Source organism: Arenibacter nanhaiticus, assembly GCF_900141935.1.
Classification (GTDB): Bacteria; Bacteroidota; Bacteroidia; order Flavobacteriales; family Flavobacteriaceae; genus Arenibacter; species Arenibacter nanhaiticus.
Genome location: NZ_FQYX01000005.1, coordinates 133,399 through 147,071, shown reverse-complemented (window position 1 = coordinate 147,071; position 13,673 = coordinate 133,399). Strand labels below are relative to the sequence as shown.

General features: G+C 38.5%; 9 protein-coding genes. 3 read left to right on the top strand and 6 right to left on the bottom strand.

Annotation, left to right across the window (positions count from 1 at the left end; genetic code table 11):
* Nucleotides 1-319: 319 nt before the first annotated feature.
* Together BUA16_RS05065 and BUA16_RS05060 are read left to right on the top strand one after the other, a co-directional pair.
* On the top strand, nt 320-2,641 hold the full coding sequence (locus BUA16_RS05065) for an ATP-dependent helicase (protein WP_072763553.1): 2,322 nt from the start codon (nt 320-322) through the stop codon (nt 2,639-2,641).
* 327 nt (nt 2,642-2,968) lie between these two features.
* Nucleotides 2,969-3,589 carry an L-threonylcarbamoyladenylate synthase gene (locus BUA16_RS05060; protein WP_072763552.1) on the top strand — a complete coding sequence of 207 codons (621 nt, stop codon included), beginning with the start codon at nt 2,969-2,971 and terminating at the stop codon, nt 3,587-3,589.
* 481 nt (nt 3,590-4,070) lie between these two features.
* On the opposite strand, the gene BUA16_RS05055 is transcribed toward BUA16_RS05060, so the two are convergent.
* The 3 genes from BUA16_RS05055 to BUA16_RS05045 all read right to left on the bottom strand — a co-directional run bounded on the left by BUA16_RS05055 (nt 4,071) and on the right by BUA16_RS05045 (nt 6,691).
* The gene (locus BUA16_RS05055) at nt 4,071-4,910 is read right to left on the bottom strand and encodes an OmpA/MotB family protein (protein ID WP_072763551.1); all 840 of its coding nucleotides are present in this window, start codon (nt 4,908-4,910) and stop codon (nt 4,071-4,073) included.
* Nucleotides 4,911-5,014: 104 nt separating this feature from the next.
* On the bottom strand, nt 5,015-6,019 hold the full coding sequence (locus BUA16_RS05050) for a glycosyltransferase family 2 protein (RefSeq protein WP_072763550.1): 1,005 nt from the start codon (nt 6,017-6,019) through the stop codon (nt 5,015-5,017).
* A gap of 222 nt (nt 6,020-6,241) precedes the next feature.
* Nucleotides 6,242-6,691, bottom strand: a complete 450-nt coding sequence (locus BUA16_RS05045) for a type I restriction enzyme HsdR N-terminal domain-containing protein (protein WP_072763549.1) — start codon at nt 6,689-6,691, stop codon at nt 6,242-6,244.
* A gap of 26 nt (nt 6,692-6,717) precedes the next feature.
* On the opposite strand from BUA16_RS05045, the gene holA reads away from it, so the two are divergent.
* Nucleotides 6,718-7,716 carry a DNA polymerase III subunit delta gene (gene holA, locus BUA16_RS05040; protein WP_072763548.1) on the top strand — a complete coding sequence of 333 codons (999 nt, stop codon included), beginning with the start codon at nt 6,718-6,720 and terminating at the stop codon, nt 7,714-7,716.
* A gap of 40 nt (nt 7,717-7,756) precedes the next feature.
* Here the strand turns inward: holA and BUA16_RS05035 are convergent, their stop codons facing one another.
* The 3 genes from BUA16_RS05035 to BUA16_RS05025 form a co-directional block, all read right to left on the bottom strand.
* Nucleotides 7,757-8,134, bottom strand: coding sequence for a DoxX family protein (locus BUA16_RS05035; RefSeq protein WP_072763547.1), 378 nt, complete (start codon nt 8,132-8,134; stop codon nt 7,757-7,759).
* Nucleotides 8,135-8,293: 159 nt separating this feature from the next.
* Nucleotides 8,294-10,705 (bottom strand): alpha-ketoacid dehydrogenase subunit alpha/beta, encoded by a 2,412-nt coding sequence (locus BUA16_RS05030; RefSeq protein ID WP_072763546.1) that lies wholly within the window; start codon nt 10,703-10,705, stop codon nt 8,294-8,296.
* Nucleotides 10,706-10,866: 161 nt separating this feature from the next.
* A complete protein-coding gene (locus BUA16_RS05025; RefSeq protein ID WP_072763545.1) occupies nt 10,867-13,662 on the bottom strand; it encodes a gluzincin family metallopeptidase in 2,796 nt (931 codons plus the stop codon).
* Between the last annotated feature and the right edge of the window lie 11 nt (nt 13,663-13,673).

The window sequence follows — 13,673 nt, the reverse complement described above, 5'->3', positions numbered from 1 at the left end:
TTATAAAATGGATAGGGTGAAGGTGATGAAATAACAGCTAGTTTTTTGTTATTCGATAACTCCTTGTAATACTTAAAATTACTAGGCCCTAGAGATGTTAATTTTAGGATTGTAGGGAGAGCAAAGGTTCTTTCAAGGCGTTGGAAGCCCTGAAGAAAACAAAAACCGAGAATATTTTAAAGAATTAAATATTAATAAGATTATATAAAATACCCTTATTAATAGTTTTCTTTGTGTATAATTAATAAACCATCGGCTTTTAGTTAAGCCTATTTATGGTTAATTTCACCGTTCCGTAGGAACTAAATTATAAGACGCTTTGGAAAAATTTATAAATGAGTTGAATGAGGCCCAAAAAGCTCCCGTATTACATAAGGATGGGCCTTTAATGGTGATTGCCGGAGCTGGTTCCGGAAAGACCAGGGTATTGACGTATAGAATAGCATATTTAATGAATCAGGGCGTAGATGCCTTTAATATTCTTTCCCTCACCTTTACCAATAAGGCTGCTAGGGAAATGAAACAACGTATTTCAGATATCGTAGGGGCGTCTGAGGCAAAAAATTTAATGATGGGAACCTTCCATTCTGTTTTTGCCAAGCTTTTGCGCTTCGATGGCCACAAATTGGGCTTCCCAAGTAACTTTACCATCTATGATACTCAAGATTCTCAACGCCTTATTTCTGCTATTATAAAAGAAATGGGATTGGATAAGGATATCTATAAGTACAAACAGGTTCAAAACAGAATATCGTCCTTTAAGAATAGCCTAATTACCGTGAAAGCTTATTTTAACGATCGTGATTTGATAGAAGCCGATGCCATGGCAAAACGTCCTAGAATGGGCGAGATTTATCAGAACTATGTAGATCGATGCTTTAAGGCTGGAGCGATGGATTTTGATGATTTGTTGTTAAGAACGAATGAGTTACTGACCAGGTTCCCAGAAGTTTTGGCAAAATATCAGGATAGGTTTCGGTATATTTTGGTAGATGAGTACCAAGATACAAACCACTCCCAGTATTTAATTGTAAAGGCACTTTCGGACAGGTTTCATAATATTTGTGTTGTTGGTGATGATGCCCAGAGTATTTACTCCTTTAGAGGGGCCAATATTAATAATATTCTTAATTTTCAAAAGGATTATGAAAACGTAGGGATGTACCGCTTGGAACAGAACTACAGGTCTACCGGAAATATCGTAAATGCAGCCAACTCTATTATTGCTAAGAATAAAAACCAGCTAGAGAAAGTCGTGTGGACCTCTAATGACGACGGTCCTTTGATAAAAGTACACCGCAGTCCTACAGATGCGGAAGAGGGTAGGTTCGTAGCAGGGTCTATTTTTGAGAATAAGATGGAAAATCAAATGGATAATGGCGATTTTGCGATTCTTTATAGAACCAACTCCCAATCGAGGGCCATGGAAGATGCCTTAAGGAAAAGGGATATTCCCTATCGGATTTATGGTGGACTTTCATTTTATCAGCGTAAAGAGATTAAAGACGTCTTGTCTTATTTAAGACTGATCATAAACCCTAAAGATGAAGAGGCTTTAAAACGGGTTATTAATTTCCCGGCCAGGGGAATTGGACAGAGTACTATTGACAAACTTACGGTTGCTGCCAACCACTATAACCGCTCTATTTATGAGGTGATGGAAAACTTGGATAGGGTAGATTTGAAAATTAATGCTGGAATAAAACGGAAACTAACCGATTTTGTGACCATGATCAAGAGTTTTCAGATCATGAACGAAACCTCCGATGCCTTTACGCTTTCCGAGCATGTGGCCAAAAAAACAGGGGTTTTATTAGAATTTAAAAAAGATGGCACTCCAGAAGGTATTGGGAAAATGGAGAATATCGAGGAGCTCTTAAATGGTATTAAGGATTTCGTCGAAGGTCAAAAGGAATTGGCAGACGCTACGGGAGGGCTGGGCGAGTTTTTAGAAGATGTTGCCCTTGCTACCGATTTGGATAAGGATACCGGAGATGATGATAGGGTTGCCCTTATGACCATACATTTGGCCAAGGGATTAGAGTTTCCCTACGTGTACGTCGTAGGTATGGAGGAAGATCTTTTTCCTTCGGGCATGAGTATGAATACAAGAAGCGAACTGGAAGAAGAACGGCGCTTGTTTTATGTAGCGCTGACGCGGGCCGAAAAACAAGCCTACCTCACCTTTGCACAGAATAGGTACCGATGGGGGAAACTGGTCGATGCGGAACCTAGTCGGTTTATTGAAGAAATAGATGATAAATATATAGAAAACCTAACCCCAATACAGAATTATCGATACAAGCCTTTGATAGATTCAGATATCTTTGGAGAGGTAGATAAGAGTAAGCTCCGGCAGCAGAAACCAGTTCAGGGATCGCCTCCGAGTTCTATTAAGCCAAAAGAAAGTCAGCTTCGGAAACTTCGTAAGTTAAAACCAGAATTGAGCACGCCGGTGGGTAACACCAATGTGTCCGATCCTAATTTAACAGAGGGCTCCCTAATCAACCACACTAGGTTTGGTAGGGGGCAAGTGATAAAAATAGAGGGAGTAGGGAATGACCGTAAAGCCGAAATAAAATTTGACAAAGGAGATATCAAAAAACTGTTGCTCCGTTTTGCCAAATTAGAGGTGTTGTAACACCTCATAATTCAGGAGCAAGCCACAGCCAATAGTATATTTGTTGTGGTTTGCTTTTTCTACGAGCTGTTCTTTGGCCTAATATCCGACAGTTTCATTTTTAAGTCTCTATTTTTTAGGCTAAAACAACGGTCATTAATCGGTTATCCGTTCTCTTCTTAAAAATATTCTTTATTTTCATGGTGGTAATACGGCTCGCAGCTTTAAGGTAAGGTTTAAGAGAAGTACTTTTATAGCAGGCAGAATTCCATTTTAAGTAGGTGAGCTTGCCCCTACATCATAAATTTATTGTTTACTTTGTTATATTGTTAATTTTCAAGTTATCATATGTCTGAAATTATTAAAATATATCCGGAAAATCCCAACCCTAAAGAAATAAAAAGGATTGTCGATATTTTGCGAAAAGGAGGATTGGTTATATATCCCACAGACACGGTATACGGTTTGGGCTGCGATATTACCAATACGAAGGCATTGGAGAAAATAGCGCGAATAAAAGGCGTTAAATTGGCCAAGGCCAATTGGTCTTTTATCTGTGCCGATTTAAGCAATCTTTCGGATTATGTTAGGCAGATAGATACCGCAACCTTTAAAATATTAAAACGAGCCTTACCAGGGCCTTATACCTTTATTCTTCCTGGAAATAACAATTTGCCAAAAGAGTTTAAAAAGAAAAAAACCGTAGGGATACGTGTTCCTGACAATTCCATAGCCCGAGCTTTGGTAGAAGCCTTGGGGAACCCGATCGTTTCTACCTCTATTAGGGATGAAGACGATGTATTGGAATATACTACGGATCCAGAATTGATCTATGAAAAATGGAGAAATTTAGTCGATGTAGTGATCGATGGGGGGTATGGTGATAACACAGCTTCGACGGTGATAGATCTATCGGAAGACGAGCCTATTGTTATAAGGGAAGGCAAAGGAGATATAGATATATTTTAACAGGGTGTTTTTGTAGCCTTTAGAGCTGTCTTATATGTTATAGGTGGGCCCCTGTGATAGTTTAAATGAGATAGGTATACTGCTAAATAAATAGTAGGTTGCTAACCATTTGTGGTGGTTATTATCGAATAAAGCTCGCTCTAAAGGAGCTTCATTTTTAAGAAGGTTGCTGGAACCATCGTAACCTTAGAACCTCTTTTATAATTATGAAGCCCCACAGTTACATTCTGGCAATCATTTGCGTTAGGGACCGCGGCGGCATCCCCGCAGCAACGCAAGGGATATAGCTAAGGGCCCGCCCGACGAAGGAGGGAACGCCCATACTATAATACCAAGAAGAATGGGGATTTCGCAGAGATTATGCTATAATTTGTATCCGCTTCTTTTTATAAAAAACGTCCAAAGCGACATTTTTAAAAAAGTATAGAAATAAAAAAAGCGACCCATTAGGTCGCTTTTTCTCTTTTAAAAAAGATATGTCTTAGTTGATCTTAGGATCTTTCATTCCTTCTTCGATCATGCTGTAGAATTGGTCGATTTTAGGAAGAACAACGATACGGGTTCTTCTGTTTTTAGCCTTATCAGTAGCAGATACAGGGATGTATTCAGATCTTCCAGCAGCAGTCATACGCTTAGGATCTACACCGAATTCATTTTGTAAGATACGAACAACAGAAGTAGCACGTTTTACAGAAAGATCCCAGTTGTCTTTAATGACAGCGTTGCTCTTGTAAGGTACAGTGTCAGTGTGACCTTCTACCATAAATTCAAAATCTGGCTTGTTGTTAACTACCTTGGCAACTTTTCCTAAAACTTCCTTAGCCTTTGAAGTTACATTGTAGCTTCCGCTGCTAAATAATAATTTGTCAGAGATAGAAACGAATACAACTCCTTTTTCTACGCTGATTTCAATATCTTCATCATCCAAGTTTCCAAGAACACCTTTTAAGCTCTGAACTAAAGATAAGTTCACAGAATCTCTTCTTGTGATAGCATCGTTTAATTTTCTGATAGTAAGGTCTTTTTCTCTCAGGCTCTCTAAAGACTTCTCTAAGTTGGCAGCCCCTTTGCTTGTTAGGGTAGTTAAATTACCCATGTTGTTGATTAACTCTTGGTTGTTAGCTTTTAAGAATGCGTTTTGCTCTTCTAAAGTTTGCATTCTAGAAGTGTTAGCTAAACAAGTGTTTAATTTAACCGTAGCTGAATTTAATAAATCTTGTGTTTCTTTTTGTTTGGCCTCTAGATTAGCGTATTTTTTTGATGATACACATGAGGATAACAAAAGGGTCACTCCTAAACAGCCTAAAATGATTTTTTTCATAATTATTTAAATAGTGTTAATAGTTTAAAATTTTGGTTCTCTATAAGTTTCCAAAAGTAAGGGTAAAAATATATAAAAAGAAGGGTCTTACTAGTGCTTATTCGTTAATATTTTACTAAAACGTTAAAGTTTTTCACATGATATACGTAGTGTGCCCATACAATAGACTTGGTTATGAAATAATTAGTAGTAAAATTGTCTGTTTCTCTTTTCTTTAACATTTTTGGAAAATGCTTGTAAAAACTCAAATGAGCCCTAAAAATGGCCCAACAATGGTCGAATTTACCCTGAAAAACATAGTTCATCCCGGCAATTCCGTCGAGTAAAAGCCGTAAAAATATAATGAGTAGGGACTTTTTTAACGGTAGATTCTTCAGGATTGAGAATAAAGAGTTCCTGAAATTGTACATCGTTTTATTGGGATTCATAGTATCTAGGGTCGATCCGCCTACGTGATACACCTGTGAGGTCCCTACATAAAAGACTTTGTACCCATGGTTTTTTGCTCGCCAACATAGGTCTATTTCTTCCTGATGGGCAAAATAATCCTCATCGAAGCCCCGAAATTTGTGAAAAACCTCGCTTCTTATAAAAAAACAGGCGCCAGAGGCCCAAAATATTTCTTTAAGGTCATTGTATTGTCCCTTATCCTGCTCTATTTCCTGGAATATTCGGCCCCTGCAAAAAGGATATCCTAACTGATCCATAAAGCCACCTGCTGCGCCGGCATATTCAAACAAATGTTTTTGGTTGTAATCCAATATTTTTGGCTGCAGTATAGCCGCTTCAGGGTTACGGTTAAATTCATTTTCTATCGGGAGCAGCCAGTTTGGGGTGACTTCTACATCTGAATTTAACAGGCAATAAATTTCCGCCTTTACATGTTTTAAGGCGTCGTTGTATCCCTTAGCATAACCGCCGTTTTCTGTGTTTTGAACGATTTTTATCGACGGGAAGTTTGCTTTGATAAAAGGAACAGATGTATCGGTTGATGCATTGTCGGCTACATATATATCTGCGCCCTTGGAATATTTGATTACGGAAGGGAGAAATTTTTCCAAAAGAACTTTTCCGTTCCAGTTAAGTATAACGATTGCTATTTTTGACATCTATGTGAGTCCCGAATATTATGGCGATTCGGGTTTTTGATTAAACTTTGGTTAAGAGGGCAATTTAAAGATTTATTTTCTAATTCCACTCCTATATATGATTAGGGGTCGCTGCACCGCCATTATTAAGGAAATAGAAAAATGCGCGTGGATCTATATAATGGCAAAGGTGAGCTTAGAGGTAAATGTCCTTTCTCTTTTGTGATAGAGGACAGCCTAGTCTTACCGGACCTTGTAATCGGGGATGTCTCTTAAAAAATTATATTGTTCATTCTCAAAGTCCATTTCACAAAAAAAATGATCTAAGCCATTGGTAACGATCAAATACTTCGCTTTTAATTGAAGATTGTACCTGGCAATTTGATCAAAGACCTGCTGAGTGATGACTACTTTTGGTGCTTTGCACTCCACGAGGACTTCAATAGTCCCGCTAGGGTTGAAAATAACCACGTCATACCTTTTTTTTAATTTATTGACAGTGAGTTGTTTTTCGACATTGATATGGCTGATGGGGTATTTTTTTTCGGATACCAAGTGTTGTACAACATGTTGCCGTACCCATTCCTCGGGTTGTAAAACCACAAATTTTTTGCGGACGGCATCAAATATATAGACTTTATTTTCCCTATTTTTGAATCGAAAGTCATATGCGGGGTAATTTAATGGCTGCATAGGGCAAAGTTGATGAATTTTTTTAAATGGATGAAGTAAAACTGATTGTTGGCAATATAAAAAAAGGAAATATAGCACCAATATATTTTCTGACCGGAGAGGAACCTTATTTTATAGATAAGATTTCCGAGTTCATAGAAAAAAGTATTCTATCAGAGGAAGAACGTGGGTTTAACCAAGTGGTGCTATACGGGAAGGACGTCACTGTCGAAGATGTTGTAGGGAACGCCAAAAGGTATCCTATGATGGCAGAGCGGCAGGTGGTAATTGTGAAAGAAGCACAACATTTGTCTCGTACCATAGAAGGGTTGGCAGCATATGCCGAACAACCACAACCTTCTACAGTTTTGGTTGTATGCTATAAGAACAGTAAACTAGATAAAAGAAAAAAGCTCTATAAGGAAATTCAAAAAAAAGGTGTCTTTTTTGAGAGCAAAAAATTATATGAAAACAAGGTCGCAGACTGGATTAAAAAGGTGTTAAAGGTTAAAGGCTATGGGATAACCCATAAAGCGGCCGAATTATTGGTAGAATTTTTAGGGACAGATTTAGGAAGGATCGATAAAGAGCTGGATAAATTGTGTATGATGGTTCCAAAGGGTGTAGAAATTACGCCAGAAGCAATAGAGCTTAATATTGGGATTAGTAAAGATTACAACAATTTTGAATTAAAAAAAGCCGTTATAGAACGCGACTTTGTAAAGGCGGCTAGGATAGTGAATTACTTCTCGCAGAATCCTAAGGACAACCCCTTTGTGTTGACCGTTTCCTTGTTGTATTCTTTCTTTATTCAGTTGTTGGGGTATCACGGTTTAAAAGACCATTCTAAAGCAAATGTTGTATCGTCCCTTGGGGTTAGACCTTTTTTGGTTCCTGAAATTCAGTTAGCGGCAAAAAATTATCCTATGAGAAGGGTGAGCGAAATAGTGTCGCATTTAAGGCAATTAGATGTAAAAGGAAAAGGAGTAGGGGCCGGAATGACTCAACAAGATCTTCTAAAAGAATTATTGATAAGAATATTTTAACTACCAATGGGTGATTGTAACACCCATTGGTATCTTTAATTTACTTTCTGTCCAAACTATATTTTCCTGGTCCCAATACTAAAATGGTAATGAAGATAAGGGCATATAAAAGTGCCATCTCTTTTGTTTTAAACGGGTCGGAAGCATGCACTATCAAACCAGCGACCAACATGGTAATTACAACTGGTACGCTAGCCAAACGCGTTTTAAATCCTACAAAAATTAGAATGGGACATACGAACTCGGCTAGTACCGTTAGTATTAAGGAAGGTGTACTTCCAATACCAATAGGGTCAGCAAATTGAAGATTTCCGCTGACGAGTTTTTGAAATTTAGGCAATCCGTGGGTGATCATCATGGCAGCGGCACCCATCCGTAAAAACGCAAGTCCAATGTCTTTTAAAATGGAATTTTTCATGTAGTAATTTTATCTTTTTAAGGCTAAAATAACCATAATTTTATGTGTTTCTATTTAAATGAAAAATAAAAAAAAGACACCTCCGATTATTGTGGAGGTGTCTTTTTATGTGATATGTATCTTAAACAAGGTAAATCTTTTTCTTGTTTTTACCCTGCTTTAGATAAAGGCGGGAAAACTTTTGGGATCCGACTCATGCATAATGCTGTACACTTTTTCAAAAATATCCTCGAGGTTAGGCTTGGAGAAATAATCACCATCCGTTGCATAGGCAGGCCTGTGCGGTTTAGAGGTGAGTGTTTGCGGGGCGCTATCCAAATACTTGTAAGCGCCTTGTTTTTCAACAACTTCATGCATTAAATAAGCAGAACAAGCACCGGGCACATCCTCGTCTATAATTAACAATCGATTTGTCTTTTGAACACTTTTTACAACATCGTGCTTAATATCAAAAGGCAATAAGGATTGAGCGTCAATAACTTCTGCGTTGATTCCTACTTCTTGTAATTCCTTTGCTGCCTGTAAAACAATCCTAAGCGTAGAGCCATAAGAAAGCAAGGTAATATCTTCTCCTTCTCTTACGGTTTCTACGACCCCGATTGGAGTACATAGCTCCCCTAAGTTATTGGGTAGGGGTTCTTTTAGGCGGTATCCGTTTAGACTTTCGATCAATAATGCGGGTTCATTTCCCTTCATTAAGGTATTATAGAATCCAGCTGCTTTGGTCATGTTTCTAGGAACTAGAATATACATGCCTCGTAATAGGTGTATTAGGCCTCCCATCTGGGATCCAGAGTGCCATATTCCTTCTAAACGGTGCCCACGGGTCCTAACGATCAAGGGGGCTTTTTGCTTCCCTACGGTTCTGTAAAGCAGGGTCGCTAAATCATCGGTCAAGGTATAAAGTGCGTAGAAGATATAATCTAAATATTGAATTTCAGCTATTGGACGCAGTCCTCTCATAGCCATCCCTATTCCTTGTCCTATTATGGTGGCTTCTCTAATGCCGGTGTCGGCAACCCTTAACTCCCCATATTTTTTCTGCAGCCCTTCCAGTCCTTGGTTTACATCGCCTATCGCTCCTGTATCTTCTCCGAAAATTAAGGCTTCTTTATGTCTTTCAAATAAGAGGTCAAAATTGTCCCTTAAAATTACTCTGCCATCTATTTTCTCGGCATCCGCATCATAGGTGGGTTTTACCTCAGGAACATTAAGGGCATTATTATCCAATTCATTGTATAAATGTGAACTGAATTTTGATTGTGAATCCGCTAAAAACTGCTGGGTCCATTTGACCAAGGCTTCTTTTTCGACGCTGTTTTCACCTATCAAATAGCGTATTGCTTTTCGCGCTTTGGAAGCCAAGTCTTTCTTGATAGGTTCCTCGATCGCTATCAAATCGTTTTTAAGTTTGATAATGAAATTTTTGTTGGCACTGCCATTGGAAACATTATCCAATAATTGTACAAGGGCTTTTTTCTGCGCTTTATGAGGTGCTAAAAATTCTTCCCAGGCTTCTTTTTTCGCTGTCCTTATTTGTTTTTTTATGTTTTTTTCGAGAATTTTTAAGTCCTCTTCTGTGGCAATTTTATTTTCTAAAATCCACTCCCTGTAGCGTTTGTTGCAATCATTTTCCCTTTCCCATTCCAGTCGTTTTTCACTTTTATAACGCTCATGCGATCCTGAAGTGGAGTGCCCTTGGGGCTGGGTAAGTTCCGTTACATGGACAAGCACGGGAACATGTTGTTCCCTAGCGATATCCGCGGCGTTTTCATAGGCGTGAATCAATGCGGTATAATCCCATCCCTTGACTTTAAGGATCTCGAAACCGGCTTTTTCCTTATCGCGTTGAAATCCACTTAAAACTTCAGAAATATCTTCCTTGGTTGTCTGGTGTTTTGCATGTACCGAAATTCCATAATGGTCGTCCCAAACACTGATGACCATAGGCACTTGCAATACCCCCGCAGCGTTGATGGTTTCAAAAAAGGCACCTTCACTAGTACTGGCATTTCCAATGGTACCCCATGCAACCTCATTTCCGTTGACCGAAAATTTGTCCCCTTTTAAACCCTTGACATTTCTGTATATTTTTGAAGCCTGTGCCAATCCTAGTAATCTTGGCATTTGGCCAGAAGTACAAGAAATGTCCGAGCTGCTATTTTTTTGTTTCGTAAGATCTTTCCAACTACCATCTTCGTTAAGGCTAAAGGTAGAAAAATGCCCTCCCATTTGCCTGCCGCCGCTCATAGGGTCCTTGGTTAAATCCGTAGTAGCGTATAGTCCGTGAAAAAAGTTTTTGGGAGTAAGGAGGCCTAGCGCCATCATAAAGGTTTGGTCGCGGTAATACCCACTTCTAAAATCTCCATTGCGGAAAGAACGGGCCATGGCCAATTGCGGCAATTCTTTGCCATCGCCAAAGATTCCGAATTTTGCCTTTCCTGTTAAGACTTCCCTTCGCCCTAATAGGCTACATTCTCTACTGGTGACAGCTATTTCGTAGTCTTTCAGTATTTGTACTTGAAAATCATCGAAAGAGATGTCATTGCTTACTTTGGAGTTTATATTCATTATAGAACAAATGGTTTCTCACAAAAATATCAAATCAGAATGGTTTTTGCAACCTATAGAAAGCTATAATGATGAATAATGTTTAAAGAATAATCCTTAGATTTTTCTAAAATAACAATATGATAAAAAATACACTACAATTCTAGGAATATAATAATTGTTTAAAACCATTTCCTAGTAAATAGGCCAGTTAGGGTTCTTGGGCTAAAGGTTATAACAAATCTAATTTTTTGATCGTACTGTGATTGGGCTATTTCCCAACCGTTATTGGAGTATAAAGGCAGGTATAATTCGAAATAATCGGTCAATAGATTCAGGCGAATTCCAGAATCGTATACCATTTTAGGTGAAATCCCTTTGTTTTTTACAAAGCCAAAGTCCCCGTAGAGCTCAATCCACCGCCAAATATTTATGCTCGAATTAACAGTTGTCATCCAATCGTTGGCGTAGGGGTAGGCTAACTTTGACTTAAAGCCACCTTCGGCAATAATTATTTGTTGGCTATAGATGCCCTCGCCTTCTGATCTTCCTAAGAATTCATAATCGAAAAGGTAGTCGGTTGGCCGGTCTAATGCAAAACTGAAAAAATCCGTCGATCCTGCAGTTTCGTTGCGTAAAAATTTCCCGGCAAAGAATCGGAAATTAAACTGTCTGTTGTTTTGAAACAGTTTACGGTATTCCAATTCGTAGGCTACTTTGCTAAATTTATTAGAATATTGGGCGTCTACGGACCAAGATAAATAGTTTAAAATGTTGTTGGAAGTATTGGTGTATTTGATATTAAAAACGCTGTAATCTGGTTCTGTTTCCAAATCGGTTTCTTTTAAATTTGGATCGAGATCCCTGAAAACGTTGACGGAACGCAATACTAAGGAAGATCTTTTGTTAAGCAATAAATTGCTTGGTCGCCATCCAAAGCCTACGGCCGGGCTTATAGTGCTGTATCGAGAGTTTTTTTGGAAATGAGAGGTGTATCCTGTTAAAGAATAGTTGGTTACGTATAATCCGCTTTTGCCGTGATAATCCCTGAAATTGAATTTCCCGTACCCAACTAAAGATTTTTCAGAAGTGGCATAGGAGGGCGAAAAATCGAAAACAAAGGGCCTCTCTAAAAGGGTTTTGTTGTGAAGGCGCAATCCTGGGGTCAATCCGTCGTATAGGTTGAAGGCCAAAACTGGGACATAAAAAACCTGATAGTAATACGGGTCTTCGGCATCCTTAAAAAATTGGAATTTTATTTTTTTATTGCTCGAGAAAAATCCGTTTAAAGATTTCCAGTTATCTCTTTGGTTGTATTCTGGAATGGTTTGGTCATAGTTTAATACTAAACGTTCTTCTCCGCTTTTTGGGATCACAATAGTCCTTTCCGAAGTGATGTTGGTAAACCAATATTTAGAAACTACAGTGTCGTTCTTGATGCCAAATAGCGAAATAGGAACATTGGTTCCTTGTTTGTTCTTTAAAGTTACTTTTAAAGAATCGGTTGTCTTCTCAACATTCTTGATCTTAAAATCTATTTTTTTTGTGGTTGATACATATTCGTCAAAAAACCAGTTTACATCCTTATTGGATCCTTCAACAACCATAAACTTAAAGTCTGCTTCGGTCACAGGTTTTAGCTGGTAGTTTTTGTAAAAAGCTCTGATGCTATTATCAACCTGATGGGTGCCAGTGTAGTCTGCCAAATACGCTAATCCTAAGCCTGCTTTGTACCTGTTGGCTATTTTTTGGTTGAATTTTATTAAAGAATCATTTTCCGTCCTTAAGGACTGATCCGAATTTCGACGGGCCGATAACATCTGCAATAAGGGATATTGCTCGTTGAAATCCATTTGGGCCAGATGAAAATTTCGCACCCCCCATAGCGAGGATAATTTCCCTAATAATTTTTGATCTGGATAATACTCCTCCACAAAGGCAATCATCAGGTAGTTTACAATGGCGTCTGTAACCCATTTTTCCTTTCTTGGATTTAGGAATAAAGTTTCTTTAACAATGCTGTTAAGCGCGGTTTTTAAAACCTTCATTTCAAATTGAAACTGCTCTTCATAAGGCCTGATAAAAGATGGTAACTGGTTGATACCGTACAAGGGGTCTTTGTTGTAATTTATTTCACTGACTAGTAACTGTGGATGTGGATAATCGCCCAGGTTTTTTTGAATAAAATCTGCAATTCTATTTATTGAAATTCCCGATGATATCGGATCATATCGGAAGGTTTCCAAGTCCGTAACCAGGTTAAGGCTAGGGGTTTGGTGTTTGGTGAAACGATTTACAGGGGCTAGGATAATTTCACAACTCTTTTGCTTGATGCCGGTCAAAGTAATGTGTTTTCCATGAGATAGTGTGACCTTATGGGTTGTAGAAAAATTGGAGGCTATAAACAGGTCCTTGGGAATAAATAGGTTGATGGTGGTATTGGTTATGCCTGTATATAAATCTTCTAGGTTTTTATTGGAATATAAATGCCAGGTACCATCATAGACGGCTGGAGTAAGGTACCAGTCTTTTAAATAAAAATTCCTTCTATTGTCATATCCGTAAGGGGTGAATTTATTAGGAGGAAGCTTTACTTTGTAGGTCAAGAAGATTTTTGCCGAGCTTCCTGGAAGCAAGGGTTCCTTTAAATCTATTTTAACTATATCACGTCCCGAAGTATAATTCCAGACTAATCCCTGATAATCATTGTCTACGACGCTAACAATCTTTGTATACCCTCGTTCCTCATCTTTGGCCAAGTGCAGGCCTTTTTTAAACTCCTCGGAAAACCGCTTTGCCAAAGCCGTATTTTTATCGGCATACGCATTGGCCCAATCGTTAAAATATAGCAACAACAAGGTGTCCCTAGAGTCGTTTACATATTCTAGGGCTTGTTGAATGCTGATCTCTTTATTCTCTTCGGTCAATGTTGCGGAAAGCACGTTGGTATGCTGGGCTATACCTTTGCCGCATGTCATGACAACTACGA

Coding starts and splice junctions, on each gene's coding strand:
- BUA16_RS05050 (WP_072763550.1), bottom strand. CDS start 6,019: ATGTCAAAAATAGCAATCGTTATACTTAACTGGAACGGAAAAGTTCTT.
- BUA16_RS05030 (WP_072763546.1), bottom strand. CDS start 10,705: ATGAATATAAACTCCAAAGTAAGCAATGACATCTCTTTCGATGATTTT.
- holA (WP_072763548.1), top strand. CDS start 6,718: ATGGATGAAGTAAAACTGATTGTTGGCAATATAAAAAAAGGAAATATA.
- BUA16_RS05055 (WP_072763551.1), bottom strand. CDS start 4,910: ATGAAAAAAATCATTTTAGGCTGTTTAGGAGTGACCCTTTTGTTATCC.
- BUA16_RS05025 (WP_072763545.1), bottom strand. CDS start 13,662: ATGACATGCGGCAAAGGTATAGCCCAGCATACCAACGTGCTTTCCGCA.
- BUA16_RS05060 (WP_072763552.1), top strand. CDS start 2,969: ATGTCTGAAATTATTAAAATATATCCGGAAAATCCCAACCCTAAAGAA.
- BUA16_RS05035 (WP_072763547.1), bottom strand. CDS start 8,134: ATGAAAAATTCCATTTTAAAAGACATTGGACTTGCGTTTTTACGGATG.
- BUA16_RS05045 (WP_072763549.1), bottom strand. CDS start 6,691: ATGCAGCCATTAAATTACCCCGCATATGACTTTCGATTCAAAAATAGG.